General features: G+C 67.0%; 12 protein-coding genes. 4 read left to right on the forward strand and 8 right to left on the reverse strand.

Going from position 1 to position 14,805, the window contains the following annotated elements:
* Positions 1–22: 22 nt before the first annotated feature.
* A complete protein-coding gene (locus QW861_RS17205; protein ID WP_315715312.1) occupies positions 23–1,816 on the forward strand; it encodes a potassium/proton antiporter in 1,794 nt (597 codons plus the stop codon).
* Between the two features lie 3 nt (positions 1,817–1,819).
* Here QW861_RS17205 and QW861_RS17210 read toward each other — a convergent pair whose 3' ends face one another.
* The gene (locus QW861_RS17210) at positions 1,820–2,338 is read right to left on the reverse strand and encodes a hypothetical protein (protein ID WP_315825846.1); all 519 of its coding nucleotides are present in this window, start codon (positions 2,336–2,338) and stop codon (positions 1,820–1,822) included.
* 173 nt (positions 2,339–2,511) lie between these two features.
* On the reverse strand, positions 2,512–3,453 hold the full coding sequence (mepA, locus tag QW861_RS17215) for a penicillin-insensitive murein endopeptidase (protein ID WP_316193307.1): 942 nt from the start codon (positions 3,451–3,453) through the stop codon (positions 2,512–2,514).
* A 394-nt stretch (positions 3,454–3,847) separates the two neighbouring features.
* Here mepA and QW861_RS17220 point away from each other — a divergent pair, with 394 nt between their 5' ends.
* Positions 3,848–6,067: an EAL domain-containing protein gene (locus QW861_RS17220; RefSeq protein ID WP_316193308.1), complete on the forward strand. Its 2,220-nt coding sequence runs from the start codon at positions 3,848–3,850 to the stop codon at positions 6,065–6,067.
* Here QW861_RS17220 and ftrA read toward each other — a convergent pair.
* A complete protein-coding gene (ftrA, locus tag QW861_RS17225; protein ID WP_316193309.1) occupies positions 6,041–7,072 on the reverse strand; it encodes a transcriptional regulator FtrA in 1,032 nt (343 codons plus the stop codon). The two genes, QW861_RS17220 and ftrA, sit on opposite strands and share 27 nt — an antisense overlap.
* A gap of 99 nt (positions 7,073–7,171) precedes the next feature.
* On the opposite strand from ftrA, the gene QW861_RS17230 reads away from it, so the two are divergent.
* Positions 7,172–7,570, forward strand: a complete 399-nt coding sequence (locus tag QW861_RS17230) for a rhodanese-like domain-containing protein (protein ID WP_315752235.1) — start codon at positions 7,172–7,174, stop codon at positions 7,568–7,570.
* A 125-nt stretch (positions 7,571–7,695) separates the two neighbouring features.
* On the opposite strand, the gene QW861_RS17235 is transcribed toward QW861_RS17230, so the two are convergent.
* Positions 7,696–9,663, reverse strand: a complete 1,968-nt coding sequence (locus tag QW861_RS17235; RefSeq protein ID WP_315752234.1) for a methyl-accepting chemotaxis protein — start codon at positions 9,661–9,663, stop codon at positions 7,696–7,698.
* A 151-nt stretch (positions 9,664–9,814) separates the two neighbouring features.
* Positions 9,815–11,626: a translation elongation factor 4 gene (gene lepA / locus QW861_RS17240; protein ID WP_315715319.1), complete on the reverse strand. Its 1,812-nt coding sequence runs from the start codon at positions 11,624–11,626 to the stop codon at positions 9,815–9,817.
* A gap of 116 nt (positions 11,627–11,742) precedes the next feature.
* On the opposite strand from lepA, the gene QW861_RS17245 reads away from it, so the two are divergent.
* Positions 11,743–13,347: a glycosyltransferase family 39 protein gene (locus tag QW861_RS17245; protein WP_315752233.1), complete on the forward strand. Its 1,605-nt coding sequence runs from the start codon at positions 11,743–11,745 to the stop codon at positions 13,345–13,347.
* Positions 13,348–13,394: 47 nt separating this feature from the next.
* Here QW861_RS17245 and QW861_RS34010 read toward each other — a convergent pair whose 3' ends face one another.
* The 3 genes from QW861_RS34010 to QW861_RS17255 all read right to left on the reverse strand — a co-directional run bounded on the left by QW861_RS34010 (position 13,395) and on the right by QW861_RS17255 (position 14,745).
* Positions 13,395–13,928, reverse strand: coding sequence for a putative immunity protein (locus QW861_RS34010; RefSeq protein WP_409998353.1), 534 nt, complete (start codon positions 13,926–13,928; stop codon positions 13,395–13,397).
* 89 nt (positions 13,929–14,017) lie between these two features.
* Positions 14,018–14,347 (reverse strand): HPr family phosphocarrier protein, encoded by a 330-nt coding sequence (locus tag QW861_RS17250; protein WP_315715321.1) that lies wholly within the window; start codon positions 14,345–14,347, stop codon positions 14,018–14,020.
* Positions 14,344–14,745 carry a PTS sugar transporter subunit IIA gene (locus QW861_RS17255; RefSeq protein WP_006611446.1) on the reverse strand — a complete coding sequence of 134 codons (402 nt, stop codon included), beginning with the start codon at positions 14,743–14,745 and terminating at the stop codon, positions 14,344–14,346. The genes QW861_RS17250 and QW861_RS17255 overlap by 4 nt, the downstream gene beginning before the upstream one ends.
* Positions 14,746–14,805: the final 60 nt, after the last annotated feature.

Genomic DNA, 14,805 nt, shown 5'->3' on the forward strand with positions numbered 1-14,805 from the left:
TCGGATCCATCAACGTTTTTTCATGTCATCCCTCGACGCCGTCAGCATTGCGATCCTCCTCGGTGCGGTCCTCGTGATGGCCGGCATCCTGTCGAGCCTGCTGGCGTTGCGCTTCGGCGCACCGCTGCTGCTGGTGTTCCTGGTGATCGGCATGCTGGCGGGCGATTCCGGCCCTGGTCATATCGAATTTCAGGACGTCCGTACCACCTATCTGGTGGGCTCCGTCGCGCTGGCGCTGATCCTGTTCGACGGCGGTCTGCGTACGCGCTTCCAGAGCATCCGCACCGTGCTGGCGCCCTCGATGGTGCTTGCGACCGTCGGCGTGCTGATGACCGCCTTCATCACCGCGCCCGTGGCGAAATATGCCCTCGACCTCGGCTGGACCGAGGCGATGCTGGTCGGCGCCGTCATCGCCTCGACGGATGCGGCGGCCGTGTTCCTGCTGGTCCACGCCCAGGGCCTGCGGCTGCGCCCGCGTGTCGGTGCCACGCTGGAGGCGGAGTCCGGCAGCAATGATCCGTTCGCGGTGTTCCTCACCCTGATGCTGGTCGAGCTGATCTCGGTCGGTCACGGGTCGTTCGGACATTTCGTGTTCGAGCTGATCCGCGAGGCGGTGCTCGGCACGCTGTTCGGCATCGTCGGCGGCCGCCTCGTCGTCATCGGCCTCAACAAGGTCGCGCTGCCGCAGGGCCTCCACGCGCCGTTCGTGACCACGGCCGCGCTGGTGATCTTCGGCATGGCGCAGATCGCCCACGGCTCCGGCTTCCTCGCGGTCTATCTCGCCGGCCTCATCGTCGGCAACCGGCCGACCCGCGCGCACAACTCTGTCGTCACCTTCCTCGATGCCGCGACGTGGCTCGCCCAGATCGTGATGTTCGTGCTGCTCGGGCTGCTGGTGTCGCCGCAGCGGCTGCTCGACAGCCTCCTGCCGGCGATTGCTGTTGCGCTGATGCTGATGCTGGTGGCGCGACCCGTTGCGGTGTTTGTCTGCCTCTATCCGTTCCGCTTCAACTGGCGGGAGAAGGCGTTCATCGCCTGGACCGGCCTGCGCGGCGCGGTCGCGATCTTCCTCGCCTCGATCCCGCTGCTGGTCGGCCTGTCCAGCGCCTATCTCTATTTCGACGTCGCGTTCGTGGTCGTGATCATCTCGCTGCTTGCGCAGGGCTGGACGCTCGGCGTGGCCGCGCGCAAGCTGCACGTGGCGCTGCCGCGCACCGATCGGGGCCCGCGCCGCATCGAGCTCGATCTGCCCGGCCAGCTCGAGCAGCAGCTGGTCGGCTATTCGATCCGCTCCAAGAGCCTGTACTTCCGCCGCGGCCTGATCCCGTCCTGGTCGAAGCCGACCCTGGTGATCCGCAACGAGCAGATTCTGTCGCCGCCCGAGGCCGAGCCGATCGCGCCGGGGGACTATCTCTATCTGCTGGCGCCGCCGGAAAAGGCCGAGTCGCTCGACCGCTTCTTCGTCGACATGCCGCCGTCGGCCGCGCCCGACCCGCATCTGCTCGGCGACTTCATGGTCTCGGCCGAGCATACGCTCGACGAGGTCGCCGGCATCTACGGCGTCAAGCTCGGCGAGGGCGAGGACAAGCTGACGCTCGCCGACTATTTCGACATCCATCTCGACAACGCGCCGAAGGAAGGCGCGACCGTGGCGCTCGACACCATCGTGCTGGTCGCCCGCTCGATCTCCGGCGGCCGCGTCAACGTGGTCGGACTGCGTCTGCCGGAGGACGAGGAGGATGTGCCGGTGCTGACGCGCAAGGAGCGGATGAAGCGCAAGCTGGCCAGTGTCTGGTCGTCGGTCGCAGGGGTGTGAGCGTCATTCTGCCGCCGGCAGGACGGCGATCGAGATCGCATTCTCCGGCGCGCCGCTGACCTGCAGCACGAAAGGCTTTGATCCCAGCTCGTACTTCATGGTCTTGCGAATGCCGTCGCAATCGGTGGCGCCGCTGAAGCCGGCCGGCTTGAGGATCTTGCCGTCCTGCACCACGTCGATCCAGGCCGCGGCCGACAGGCTGATGGTGTAGACGCCGGCCTTGGGCGCTCCGGCGATCCGCGTGAGGCCGGCGAAGCTGCCGTCCCTGGGCGCGCGCTCCGGCGGCATCGCCAGCTTGGCGTCAGCCGTCGGACGCAGCTCCAGCACAATCCCGGTCGCGGGAATAACGGCCATCTCGGCGCCAGATACGAGCTTCTCGCGGTCGGCTGCGGTCAGCGCGGCGTGCTCGCGCGCGATGTCCCATTTGAACTTGTCGCAGCCGCTCGGTTCGGCGGCAACCGCAGCCGAGCTCGCGGCCACCGTAACGAGGAAGGCGGTCGTGGCGGGACGGATCAGGATCATGACGGACTCGCGACTGTTACGCCGCGCAGCGGCGCGCGGCATCTTGATACCGCGATAACAGGAGGTGGAGGGACCGTCATCCCCTTCGATCGCCGCGCTGACGGCGCGAGCAATATCATCCTATGGCAATCGTCCCGCCGCTGCGACTCCCAATCACGGCAGCGTCGGCCGAATCAATTCTTGGCGTCCGGCGCATGCAGCACCGCTCGGCAGCCAGGCGGCAGTTGCGCCATCGTCAGCGGTTGCGGCGGCTTAGGGGGCTCTTTCGGCGGCAGCGGATGCAGCACCGCATCCGAGAACCAATAGTCGAGGTCGCCGCAGCCATCGCCGCCCTCCTGGTTGGTCTGGCCGTGGCAGTCCGGATTGCCCGGCGGGCACACCATGCGGATGTGGAAGTGATAGTCGTGGCCCCACCACGGCCGCACCTTGGTGAGCCAGCTACGGTCCCCCCTCGCGTCCCGGCACAGCGCCTTCTTGATCGCGGCGTTGACGAAGATGCGCTGCACCGACGGCTCCTGGGCCGCGGCGCGGATCACGGCGACGTGGCCCTTCGTGAACACCCGCGGATCGACATCGAGGCGATCAGGCCGAACCATCATGACCGCCGACATCTCCTCGCGCTCGTTGCGCGACAGCCTATGGTCGGGCATCGGCGTCAGCCAGATGTCGGCGTCGAGCCCGATCTGATGGCTGGCATGGCCGGACAGCGCTGGTCCGCCGCGCGGCTGGCCGATGTCGCCGACCAGGATGCCGGGCCAGCCGGCATCCTTGTGCGCGCGGGTCGCCAGCCGCTTCAGCAGCGCGATCAGGTTGGGATGGCCGAAATTGCGGTTGCGCGACAGCCGCATCACCTGCCAGCCCTCGCCGTTGACCGGCATTCGCTCGGCTCCGGCGATGCAGCCGCGATTATAGGTGCCGATCACCCTGGTCGGTTGCGCCGACGGCAGGATCCTCCGCGCGAACAGCTCCTTGGCCGGCGTATTCGGATCGTCCGGATGCGCCAATGGCGGCAGGGCCTTTGGCTCGACGCTGCCCTTGTCCTGGGCATGAGCCGGGGCCGCCGCGGCAATGACGGCCGAACTGACGATGGCGACCAGAATCAGGCGGACATGCATGGCGCCAGTGTAGCGTCTGCCGACCGGCCGGGTTGCCCAATTCTACGTCAACAGCGGGTCATTCGAGCCGTTTTAACCTGGCTCTAACCCTGCTGCCGGATTGGCGGAACCGGCTGAACACGGCTCAATTGCGTGAGTTCGTTCGGTAAACGAACAATAAGCGCAGGGCCATTGCACGGTATGCGGGTCTTTTCTGGCTCGTGGCAACCGACGTCACTTATCGCTGGTTGTACAGCAGCCCTTGGTTGATCCTCCGCGCAGGTCTCAACTCTCCAAATGCGCGAGTGCATCCACCTGTTCCCGTAACCAGTGGCTGTCGCGCCCTGCATCAAGATACCATTTTTTCAGAAACGTGGCCGAAAACTGCCGTTCGAGAAGGAGAGTGAGGCACGCGATGCGGCCCGTTCGGCCACCCACGGCAAAAAAGCGCAATCGCGTGCCAAGCGCCCGCGATGCAGTTCACCCGGTCAAGCCAAGCCCGAGATTGCGTTGGCACAATTTGCGCAAGCTCGCCCCCGTCGATGAGATCGGCGGCAAGTGCGCCGAAGTGGCGATGGCTGAGGCGAAGAAGGCGCATGATCGGCTCATCGAAGCGATCGACATTCTTCCCGAGGGGATCGTGTTCCTCGACGCCGACGGCCGCTACATTCTCTGGAACAAGAAATACGCCGAAATCTACAACCGCAGCTCGGACCTGTTCGAATCCGGCGCCCGGCTGCAGGATACGATCCGGATCGGCGTTACCCGCGGCGACTATCCGGAAGCCGCGGGCCGCGAGGAGGAGTGGATCGCCGAGCGGCTCGAAAAGCTGTTTCATCCGAGCGGTCGCCATGAGCAGAAGCTGTCGGACGGCCGTACCATCCTGATCGAGGAGCGTCTGACCGGCGATGGCGGCATCGTTGGCCTGCGCGTCGACATCACCGAATTGAAGCAGCGCGAGGAGTCGTTCCGCCTGCTGTTCGACGGCAATCCGGTGCCGATGATCGTCTGCGCGACGGATGACGGGCGCGTGCTCGGCGTCAACGAAGCGGCGGCCCAGCATTACGGCTACAGCCGGGACGCCTTCGAGCGGCTCAGCATCCGCAGCCTGCAGGCCTATGATAGCGAGCCGCCCTGGGCAGGCGAGCAGTCCAGCGAGGAGCAGGCGGCGCGCACCTGGAAGCATGTCCGCGCCGATGGCGCCCTGATCGATCTCGCGATCTATTCGCGCCATCTCGTCCACAACGCCCAGCCCGCGGTGCTGCTGGCGCTGATGGACATCACCGAACGCAAGCGCGCCGAGGCGCGGCTCGCCTTCCTGGCCCAGCACGACGCACTGACCGGCCTGCCGAGCCGCAACCTGCTGCGCCAGAAGATCGATGACAAGCTCACCCAGATGCGGCGCGGCTCCGAGAAGATCGCCGTGCTGGTGCTCGGCCTCGATAGTTTCAAGTCGATCAACGATACCCTCGGCCACGCGGTCGGCGACCGGCTGTTGCGCGGGGTCGGCAAGCGGCTGCGCTCGGTCCTGCGTCAGGAGGACATCGTCGCGCGACTGAACTCCGACGAGTTCGCGGTGGTGCAGGGCGGGCAGGCGCGGCCGGAGGATGCGGCCCAGCTCTGCCGCCGGCTGCTGGAGGCGATCGCCGATCCCTATCTCATCGACGGCAGCTCGGTGACGATCGGCGCTACGATCGGCATCGCCATGGCGCCGAACGATGGCGACGACGCCGAGAAGCTGCTCAAGAATGCCGACATGGCGCTGTCGCGCGCGAAGAACGAGACGCGCGGCTCCTTCAGCTATTTCGAATCCGGCATGGATGCGCGGGCGCAGAGCCGGCGCAAGATCGAATCCGAGCTGCGCGAGGCCATCCAGCGCGACGTGCTGCAGCCGCATTATCAGCCGCTGATCGACCTCTCGACCGGACGCATCACCGGTTTCGAGGCGCTGGCGCGCTGGCCGCATCCAGAGCGCGGCATGATCCCGCCGTCGGAGTTCATCCCGGTCGCCGAGGAGACCGGCCTGATCTCGGCGCTCGGCCGCGCGATGTTGCGGCACGCCTGCAACGACGCCGCGAAATGGCCGGACGACGTCCGTGTCGCCGTGAACATGTCGCCGCTGCAGTTCCGCGTCGGCAACGTGCTGTCGCTGGTGATGGACGTGCTGAAGCAGTCGGGCCTGCCGCCGAGCCGACTCGAGCTCGAGATCACCGAGACGCTGGTGCTGGAGAAGAGCGGCCAGGTGCTGGCCACCCTGCATGCGCTGCGCGCGCTGGGCGTGCGCATCTCGATGGACGATTTCGGCACTGGCTATTCCAGCCTGAGCTATCTGCGCAGCTTTCCGTTCGACAAGATCAAGGTCGATCAGTCCTTCATCCGCGGTCTCGCGGCCAATCGCGAGGCGCAGGCGATCGTCCGCTCGATCGTCAGCCTGGGCAAGGGGCTCGGCGTCATCATCACGGCCGAGGGCGTCGAGACCGAGGCGGAGCTGCGCTGTCTGCGCGCCGAGGGCTGCCATGAAGGGCAGGGCTATCTGTTCAGCCGGCCCCGGCCCAATGTCGACATCGTCCGGCTCTTGCAGGCGCAGCGGGATGCCATGGACGGCACCTCACCCGGCAACGCGCTGGTGGCTTGAGCGAGCGACGTTGGCCGCTGTTGGACGCGCCTCGAAGCGCCGCCGATAGGCCGCGGGCGACGTTCCGACGATGCGCCGGAAAGCGACGCGAAACGTTTCGAGCGACCGGTAGCCGCACTGCGCCGAGATGTCCGCCAGGGAGAGCGTCGCATTCTCCAGCAGCTCCCGCGCCCGCGTCATGCGCTCCTGCTGCAGCCAGGCCGTAGGGCTCGCGCCCGTGCTGTCCTGGAACGACCGCAGCAAGGTCCGCTCGCTCATCCCGGCGCGTTTTGCCATCGCGCTGACCGCAATCGGCTGCGCCAGTCGCCCCCGTGCCCAATCCATGACGGCGCCGATCGTCCGTCCCGGGCGGGCCTGGACCGGTGCGACGACGTATTGCGCCTGCCCGCCGTCCCGGTGCGGCGGCATCACCAGCCGCCGGGCAACGCTGTTCGCAACCTTGCTGCCGAAATCGCGCCGGACCAGATGCAGGCAGGCGTCGATGCCCGCAGCGCTGCCGGCCGAGGTGATGACATTGCCCTCGTCGACATAGAGCGTGTCCTCTTCGACGCGAATATTCGGATAGAGCCGCTTCAGGTCGGGAATGTGCCGCCAATGCGTGGTGGCGCGCCTGCCGTCGAGCAGGCCAGCGGCGGCCAGAACGAACACGCCGGAGCAGATCGACAAGCACCGCGCGCCGCGCGCGGCCGCCTGCGCGATGGCGCGCAGCAGGCGCTGGGGCGGCCGCTCGGTGCGATCGCGCCATCCTGGAACGATGATCGTGCTGGCTTGCTTCAGGCGTGACAGGGGCGCGCCGGCCTCGACCACGATGCCGCCGGTCGCGCGGGCACGCCGCGCTTCGGCAGAGACCACCGTGAACCGGTACCAAGGGAAGTCGAACTCCGGCCGCGGCAGCCCGAAGACTTCGACCGCGATGCCGAACTCGAACGTGCACAGCCCGTCATAGGTGATGACGGCGACCAATCCCGGATTCGGGTGTGGAGCATGGGTTGCGGCGCGGGGCATTGGCGGAAACTTACCGAACTTTGTCCGATCCGTCACTTGGGTCGCCCCGCGTAGCGCGCGAGATTGGAGGAGCTCACGCAACGTCGCAGGAGAGAGACGATGACGACCCATGTCACCGAGGTGCCCGCAGCCCCGTCAGCCCAGGCGCTCGCCCATTTCGAGGCGATGCTCTCATTCGAGACCGATTGCTGGGACGTGCACGAGAGTCTGCATGCAGCAGCTCCGGACTTCATCCTGGTGGATGTCAGGGGCCCGGCCTCGTTTGCCAAGGGGCACATCACCGGCGCCATCAACATCCCGCACCGGACCATGACCGCGGAGCGGATGGCCGAGTACGCGAAGGACAGGCTGTTCGTGGTCTACTGCGCCGGCCCGCACTGCAACGGCGCCAACCGCGCCGCGATCCGGCTTGCGCGGCTGGGACGGCCCGTGAAGATGATGATCGGCGGCATCACCGGCTGGCTCGACGAGGGCTTTGCACTCGCGACCGGCGATTGAAGCGGAGGCCCGGCTGTTACCTCATCACCAGCGTCGTCCCCGCGAATGCGGGGACGACACCGATTTTGGAGCTCGCCGCCTTGGAAGGCTGCGAGCCAAGAGGGCGGGATGGCGAAAGTCGCCCGCTACGCCGCCTTGCGCAGGCCGGCGAGGAAGGTGTCGACGCTCTTGAACAGGTCGTTCGCACGCTTGCCGAGGTCGCGCGTGGCGACCATGACGTGGTCGGCGAGCTCGCGTGACTGCTCGGCGGCGTCACTGGCGCCGACGACGTTCTGCGACACCTCGTTGGTCCCGGACGCCGCCTGCTGGACGCTGCGCGCGATCTCGCGCGTCGCCGAGTCTTGCTGCTCGACGGCGGCGGCGATGGTCGCGGCAATGCCGCTGATCTCCTGGATCGTTGTGCTGATGCCGCCGATGGCGGTCACGCAGTCGGACGTCGCGGCCTGGATCGAGGTGACCTGGCCGGCGATCTCCTCCGTCGCCTTGGCGGTCTGTCCGGCCAGCTCCTTGACCTCGGCTGCCACGACCGCGAAGCCGCGGCCCGCCTCGCCGGCACGCGCCGCCTCGATGGTCGCGTTGAGCGCCAGCAGGTTGGTCTGGCTCGCGATCGCGTCGATCAGGCGCAACACGTCGCCGATCCTCTCGGCGGCTGCGGCGAGGCTGCCGACCATCTCGGTGGTCTGGCGCGCCTTGACGACCGCGGCATCGGCCACCTTGCTGGAATGCGCGACCTGGCGGCCGATCTCGGTCACCGAGGAGGCGAGCTCCTCGGAGGCCGCAGCGACGGTCGACACGCCGCTCGAGGCTTCCTCGGACGCAGCAGCGGCGGCCGCTGCGCGCTGCGAGGTGCCGTTGACGCTGACCGTGATCTCGTGGACGACGCGCTCCATGTCCGCCGTGGCCTTGGCAACCGAGGACACCACGCCCTTGACGTCGGCCTCGAACCGGTCGGCCATCTGCCGCTGCAGCGCCTGCTTCTCCTGCTCGGCGCGGTGTTGCGTCGCCTCCTGCGCCTCGCGCAGGCTGGCCGTCTCGATCATGTTGCGGCGGAACACGTCGACCGCCTGCGCCATCGTGCCGAGCTCGTCCTTGCGCTGGCCGCCGGGGATCGCGACCTCGGTGTCGCCGCTCGACAGCCGGTGCATGACGGCGGTGATGGCGACCAGCGGGCGCGAGATGCCGCGGGCGACGAACAGCGCGACGATGACGGCGAGCAGCAGGATTACGACCGTGCCGATGATCAGCTGCTGCTGCGCGCTGGCGGCGGCGGCCTCATAGGCGGTTGTGTCCTTGATCAGCTCCAGCACGGCGATCGGGTCGCCGGCGTAGTTCCTGATCTGCCCGGCATAGACCGCGGCGGGCTTGCCGGCCAGGGTGGCATCGCGCAGCAGCGCCGTGCCCTTGAACACCGCGAGCACCTCGTCCGGGGTGGCGACGGTCTCGTCGCCGAACGTCGAGGACAGCCGCTTCGGCTGGCCGTCGTTGATCCAGTAGACGGCGAGATCGATGCCGAAGCGCTGCTTGGCGCGCTCGACGAATTCCTTGCCGAAGGCGGCGCCGACGTCGACGGTCGCGATCACCTTGCCGTCGCGCACGATCGGGGTCATGCCGAAGATGCCGAGCGACAGCCGGCTCTGCTCGACGCCGGCGATCAGGCGGCCGGTCTGGTTGGCCTGCACCACGGTGATGCGGCGCTTCGAGGTGTCGTCGCCGAACACCTTGGGCTCATGCACGCGATAGAAATTGGTGGCCGGCGGCGCCCATACGTTCACCAGCGGAATGCCCTGCGCCTTCAGCGACGTCATGGCGCCGCCGAGCAGGGCGCCAAGCGCGTCGCGGTCGCCCTTGAGGTAGGCGTCGGCGATCGGGGGCAGCGCCGCCAGGGTGGAGCTGACCGCCAGCGCGGCGCGGCCTTCATAGTCGATGCCGGCCGACACGCTGTCGAACTGCAGCTTGAGTTGCTGCTCCAGCGCCAGTCGGGTCAGAGCGCGCTGCTGGATGACGGAGAAGGTGCCGAGCACGGCACAGGCGATGGCGACGGTCAGCGAGAGCGCGATGATCAGGCGGGCGGAGATCGACCGGAGGCGGGACATTCGGGGCATTCCTTGCTTTGCAGCAAGGGTCTCAGGATACCATTAAGGAACAGATACCGTAGTTGCACGGGAGCGCTGGTTCCGCTTTGGAATCCGGATTTTCTTCAGCCTATCGTGCTGATGAAACCAGAGAAGGGGGCGGGCCCGCGCCTCAGCTATCCACCTTGAGGGCGGCGATGAAGGCTTCCTGCGGGATGTCGACCTTGCCGAACTGCCGCATCTTCTTCTTGCCTTCCTTCTGCTTCTCCAGAAGCTTGCGCTTGCGGGTGATGTCGCCGCCGTAGCACTTCGCGGTGACGTCCTTGCGCAGCGCGCGCACGGTCTCGCGCGCGATCACCTTGCCGCCGATCGCCGCCTGGATCGGGATCTGGAACATGTGCGGCGGAATCAGGTCCTTCATCTTCTCGACCATGGCGCGTCCCCGGCCTTCGGCGCGGGTCCGGTGCACCAGCATCGACAGCGCATCGACCGGCTCGTTGTTGACGAGGATCTGCATCTTGACGAGATCGGCCGGCTTGTAGTCGGTCAAATGATAGTCGAACGAGGCGTAGCCCTTGGAGACCGATTTCAGCCGGTCGTAGAAGTCGAACACCACCTCGTTGAGCGGCAGGTCGTATTTGACCATCGCGCGGCTGCCGACGTAAGTCAGCTCCTTCTGATTGCCGCGGCGGTCCTGGCAGAGCTTGAGCACGCTGCCGAGATATTCGTCCGGCGTCAGGATCGTCGCCTCGATCCAGGGCTCCTGGATCTCGGCGATCTTGACCACGTCGGGCATGTCGACCGGGTTGTGGATCTCGATCTCCTCGCCGTCGGTCAGCTTCATCTTGTAGATGACGCTCGGCGCGGTCGCGATGAGGTTGAGATCGAACTCGCGGGAGAGACGCTCCTGGATGATCTCCAGATGCAAGAGGCCGAGGAAGCCGCAGCGGAAGCCGAAGCCGAGCGCGGCCGAGGTTTCCATCTCGAACGAGAAGCTGGCGTCGTTGAGCCGGAGCTTGCCCATTGCGGCGCGCAATGTTTCGAAATCATCGGCATCGACCGGGAACAGGCCGCAGAACACGACCGGGATGGCCGGCTTGAAGCCCGGCAGCATCTCCGAGACCGGCTTGCGGTCGTCGGTGATGGTGTCGCCGACGCGGGTGTCGGCCACCTCCTTGATCGCGGCGGTGATGAAGCCGATCTCGCCGGGCCCGAGCTCGTCGACCTGCGTCATCTTCGGCGTGAAGAAGCCGACGCGCTCGACGTCATAGGCGGCCCCGGTGCCCATCATCCGGACGCGCTGGCCCTTCTTCATCACGCCGTCGACGATGCGCACCAGCACGACGACGCCGAGATAGACGTCGTACCAGCTGTCGACCAGCAGCGCCTTCAGGGTCGCCTCGCGGTCGCCCTTGGGCGGCGGCAGGCGGGTGACGATCGCCTCCAGCACGTCGGGAATGCCAAGGCCGGTCTTGGCGGAGATCATCACCGCGTCGGAGGCGTCGATACCGATCACGTCCTCGATCTGCTGCTTGATCTTCTCGGGCTCGGCCGCCGGCAGGTCGATCTTGTTGAGGACCGGGACGATCTCGTGATTGTTGTCGAGCGCCTGATAGACGTTGGCGAGCGTCTGCGCCTCGACGCCCTGGCTGGCGTCGACCACCAGCAGCGAGCCCTCGCAGGCCGCCAGCGACCGGGAGACTTCGTAGGCGAAGTCGACGTGGCCGGGCGTGTCCATCAGGTTGAAGATGTAATCCTTGCCGTCCTTGGCATGGTAACGCAGGCGCACGGTCTGCGCCTTGATGGTGATGCCGCGCTCGCGCTCGATGTCCATCGAATCGAGCACCTGCTCCTTGCCCGCCATCTCGCGGTCCGACAGCCCGCCCGTCATCTGGATCAGGCGGTCGGCCAAAGTGGACTTTCCATGGTCGATATGGGCGACGATGGAGAAGTTGCGGATGTTGGGAATGGGGGCGGTCGTCATGGGTCGCGCAGATAGCACCCCAAGCCCCTCACCAGCAACCATATTGCTGAATTTCCAGGGGCTTTCTTCACGGCAAGCTGATTCCCCGCGCCGCCAAAACAGGCTACCGAGGGCGGATGTCGAGTACCTCTCTTCCGCCTCTCGCGGCGCGCATGCGCGGCCGTCTCGGACCGCGGCGAATCTCCGCCTGGCTGGTGGCGCGCGCCACGGCGCCGGCAACGTCGCTCTGGGTCGTCGTCACCTTCGCGGTCGTCCATGCCGTGCTGTGGACGGCGATCCTGACCAATCTGAAGGCGGCGCAGGACGTCCATATGGACGTCGCCGAGGCCTATGCCTGGGGCAGCCGCTTCCTGCTCGGCTACGGCAAGCATCCGCCGCTGTCGGGCTGGATCGCGGGGCTGTGGTTCGCGGTGTTTCCGGTCAAGGACTGGGCGACCTATGCGCTGGCGATGGCCGTGAACGGCAGCGGTCTCGTCATCGTCTGGCTCGCGAGCCTCAAGGTGGTCGACCGCCGCCGCGCCTTCTTCGTCGTGGTGATGGTCGCGCTGTACCCGATCTTCAATTTCAAGGGCTTCAAGTACAACGCCGACCTGGTCCAGCTGCTGACCCTGCCGCTGCTGGTGCTGGCCTATCTCAACGCGTTCGAAAAGCGCAGCGCCGCCTCCGGCCTGTGGCTCGGCCTCGCCGGCGCGGCGGCGCTGATGACCAAATACTGGGTGCTGACCATGATCGGCGCCATCGGCCTTGCGGCGCTGCTGCACCCGGAACGGTTGCGCTTTCTGGCGTCGCCCGCGCCGTGGGTCGCGATCGTCACCATGCTGGTGGCGATGATCCCGCATCTGGTGTGGCTGTGGCGGGTCGATTTCGTCGCCATCACCTATGCCGGGGATGTCTATACGCTGTCGGACCGCGGCCGCGCCGCCGAGCTCGTGCTCGGCTATGTCGGCCACAATCTTGCGCTGCTGGCTTTGCCGGTGGCGCTGGCGGCGCTGGTGATGGCCTGGCCGCCGCGATTCGCCTTCCGCAACTGGCGCGGCGGTCCCAATCCCGGCGTGAATGTAAGCCAGGCGATCAATGTTTGGCTGGTGCAGGCGATCGTTGCCGTCGGGCCGCCGCTCGGCGGCCTCGCCTTCACGATCTACATGAAGACCGATTGGGGCATCTCGCTGTTCTTCCTGGTGCCGCTGGCGCTGGTCGCAATTCCCGCGCTGCGGCTGCGATCGGTCATGCTGCCGCGGCTCGCCGCCGTCTGGCTCGTCCTGTCGCTGCTCACGCTGATCGCCTCGCCCTGGATCGCCCGGCGCGAGATGGCCGCCAATCCGAACGGCGCCACCGGCTATGGCGCCCGTTCGGAGCTGGCGCGGGAGCTGACCAAGGCCTGGCATGCCCGATTCGGCTCGCCCTGGCCGCTGGTGGCCGGCTTTGCCGAGATGAACACGCCGATGACCTTCTACAGCCCGGACCACCCAAGGCCGTTCACGGTGCCCACCACGCCCGAGGAGACCTGGAGTTCCGGCCTGAGCGCGCTGGAGGACCTCAAGCGCGAGGGGTTCATCGGCATCTGCGACACCACCGACAACCGGATCGCGGCCTGCGAGGCCTGGATGGCCAAGGAGGCCCCGACAGCCGAGCCGCTGGTTATGACCACGCAGCGCTTCTTCCACGGCCAGGCGGGCCCTGCAATCGTTTGGAAGGTGTATATTCAGGCATCGGGGGGATAGCTCCGCGGTCGTCCCGGCCAAGCGCTCCTGCGCGCGAGGCCTCCCGATCACCGGAGCAGGGAATCGAGCTGGCGGATCAGCTCTCCGACCCGGCCTCCTCCGGGCGGCGGACCAGGATAACGCCTGAGGACGTCCACGACCTCTCGAGAAGCAAGGAGCCGTGATCGCGCGAGGTAGTCAGCGCCGACGGCGGGAACGTCTCCGGCCGAGATTTCGAAAGCTCGCGCCGCGTGGCCGGCAGCTCCGAGGATGTGCTTGACCTGGGAAGGGTTCGCGAGGGGATGAAGGAAGCCCGCGCCCGCCGCGGCAAGGGCGGCGCGAGCGGCCTCATAGGCCGCGCGCAACCCTTCATCGCGGGCTTCGATTGCCGCCCGCTGCGCCGCCCACGCGCTATCCCGTAGGGATTTGCTCCGACTCCCGCCGCTCGCAAAGCTTCGGGCGGCCTGTATTGCGGCTCGTGCACGAAGATCATCCGGTCGGTCGCGTTCGAAGATCGCCAGCGCCGGATGTGCAGAGAGGGCCGCGTATTCAGCCACGGCTCGCAGGTCTGCCTCGCTCAGCCGAATAGTGCTACTGGACATGCCATCCTTACCGCGTCGCTATGCGAGGATAGGCGCAAATCGGGTAGAATGCCCCATTGCGGCATGGCGAAACGCGTTTCGGGAGGCCCTTACACGCCTTCTTCGTGGAACTTGTCGTTCACCAGGTCGGTGATCGCCTGCAGCGCGGCCTCCGCCTCGGGCCCGGTGGCGGAGACCAGGATCTTGGTTCCCGGCGCCGCCGCCAGCATCATCAGGCCCATGATCGAGCGGCCGCCGACGGTCTCGCCGCCGCGCGTCACCCAGACCTCGGCCTGGAACTTCTCGACCATCTGCACGAATTTCGCCGAGGCCCGCGCATGCAGGCCGCGCTTGTTGGTGATCAGCAGCTCTCGCGAGATGGCTCCGGCAGGGACAGCCGGGCCGGCGACGTTGTCCTGCTGAGCATCCTCGTCGCTCATTTGCCGGCGAGCACCCGGCTGGCGATGGTGACGTATTTGCGTCCCGCCTCCTGCGCCATGGCGATGGCGTCGGGCAGCGAGCGCTCCTCGCGCACCTTGGCGAGCTTCACCAGCATGGGCAGGTTGATGCCCGCGAGCACCTCGACCTTGGGCCGGCTCATGCAGGAGATGGCGAGGTTCGACGGCGTGCCGCCGAACATGTCGGTGAGAATGGCGACACCGTCGCCGGTGTCGACGCGGTTCACGGCTTCGATGATGTCGCTGCGACAGAGATCGGAATCATCGTCGGCGCCAATCGTGACCGCTTCGATTTGTTTTTGAGGACCCATGACGTGTTCCAGCGCCGCCCTGAACTCGTCGGCGAGGCGCCCATGGGTCACCAGTACCAGGCCAATCATCGGATACTCCTCGCGGGCGCCTTGGGTGCACCGCACGAACGCGCCACTTTGACCATCCGG

The organism is Bradyrhizobium sp. SZCCHNRI1029 (genome assembly GCF_032487555.1).
Lineage (GTDB): Bacteria > Pseudomonadota > Alphaproteobacteria > Rhizobiales > Xanthobacteraceae > Bradyrhizobium.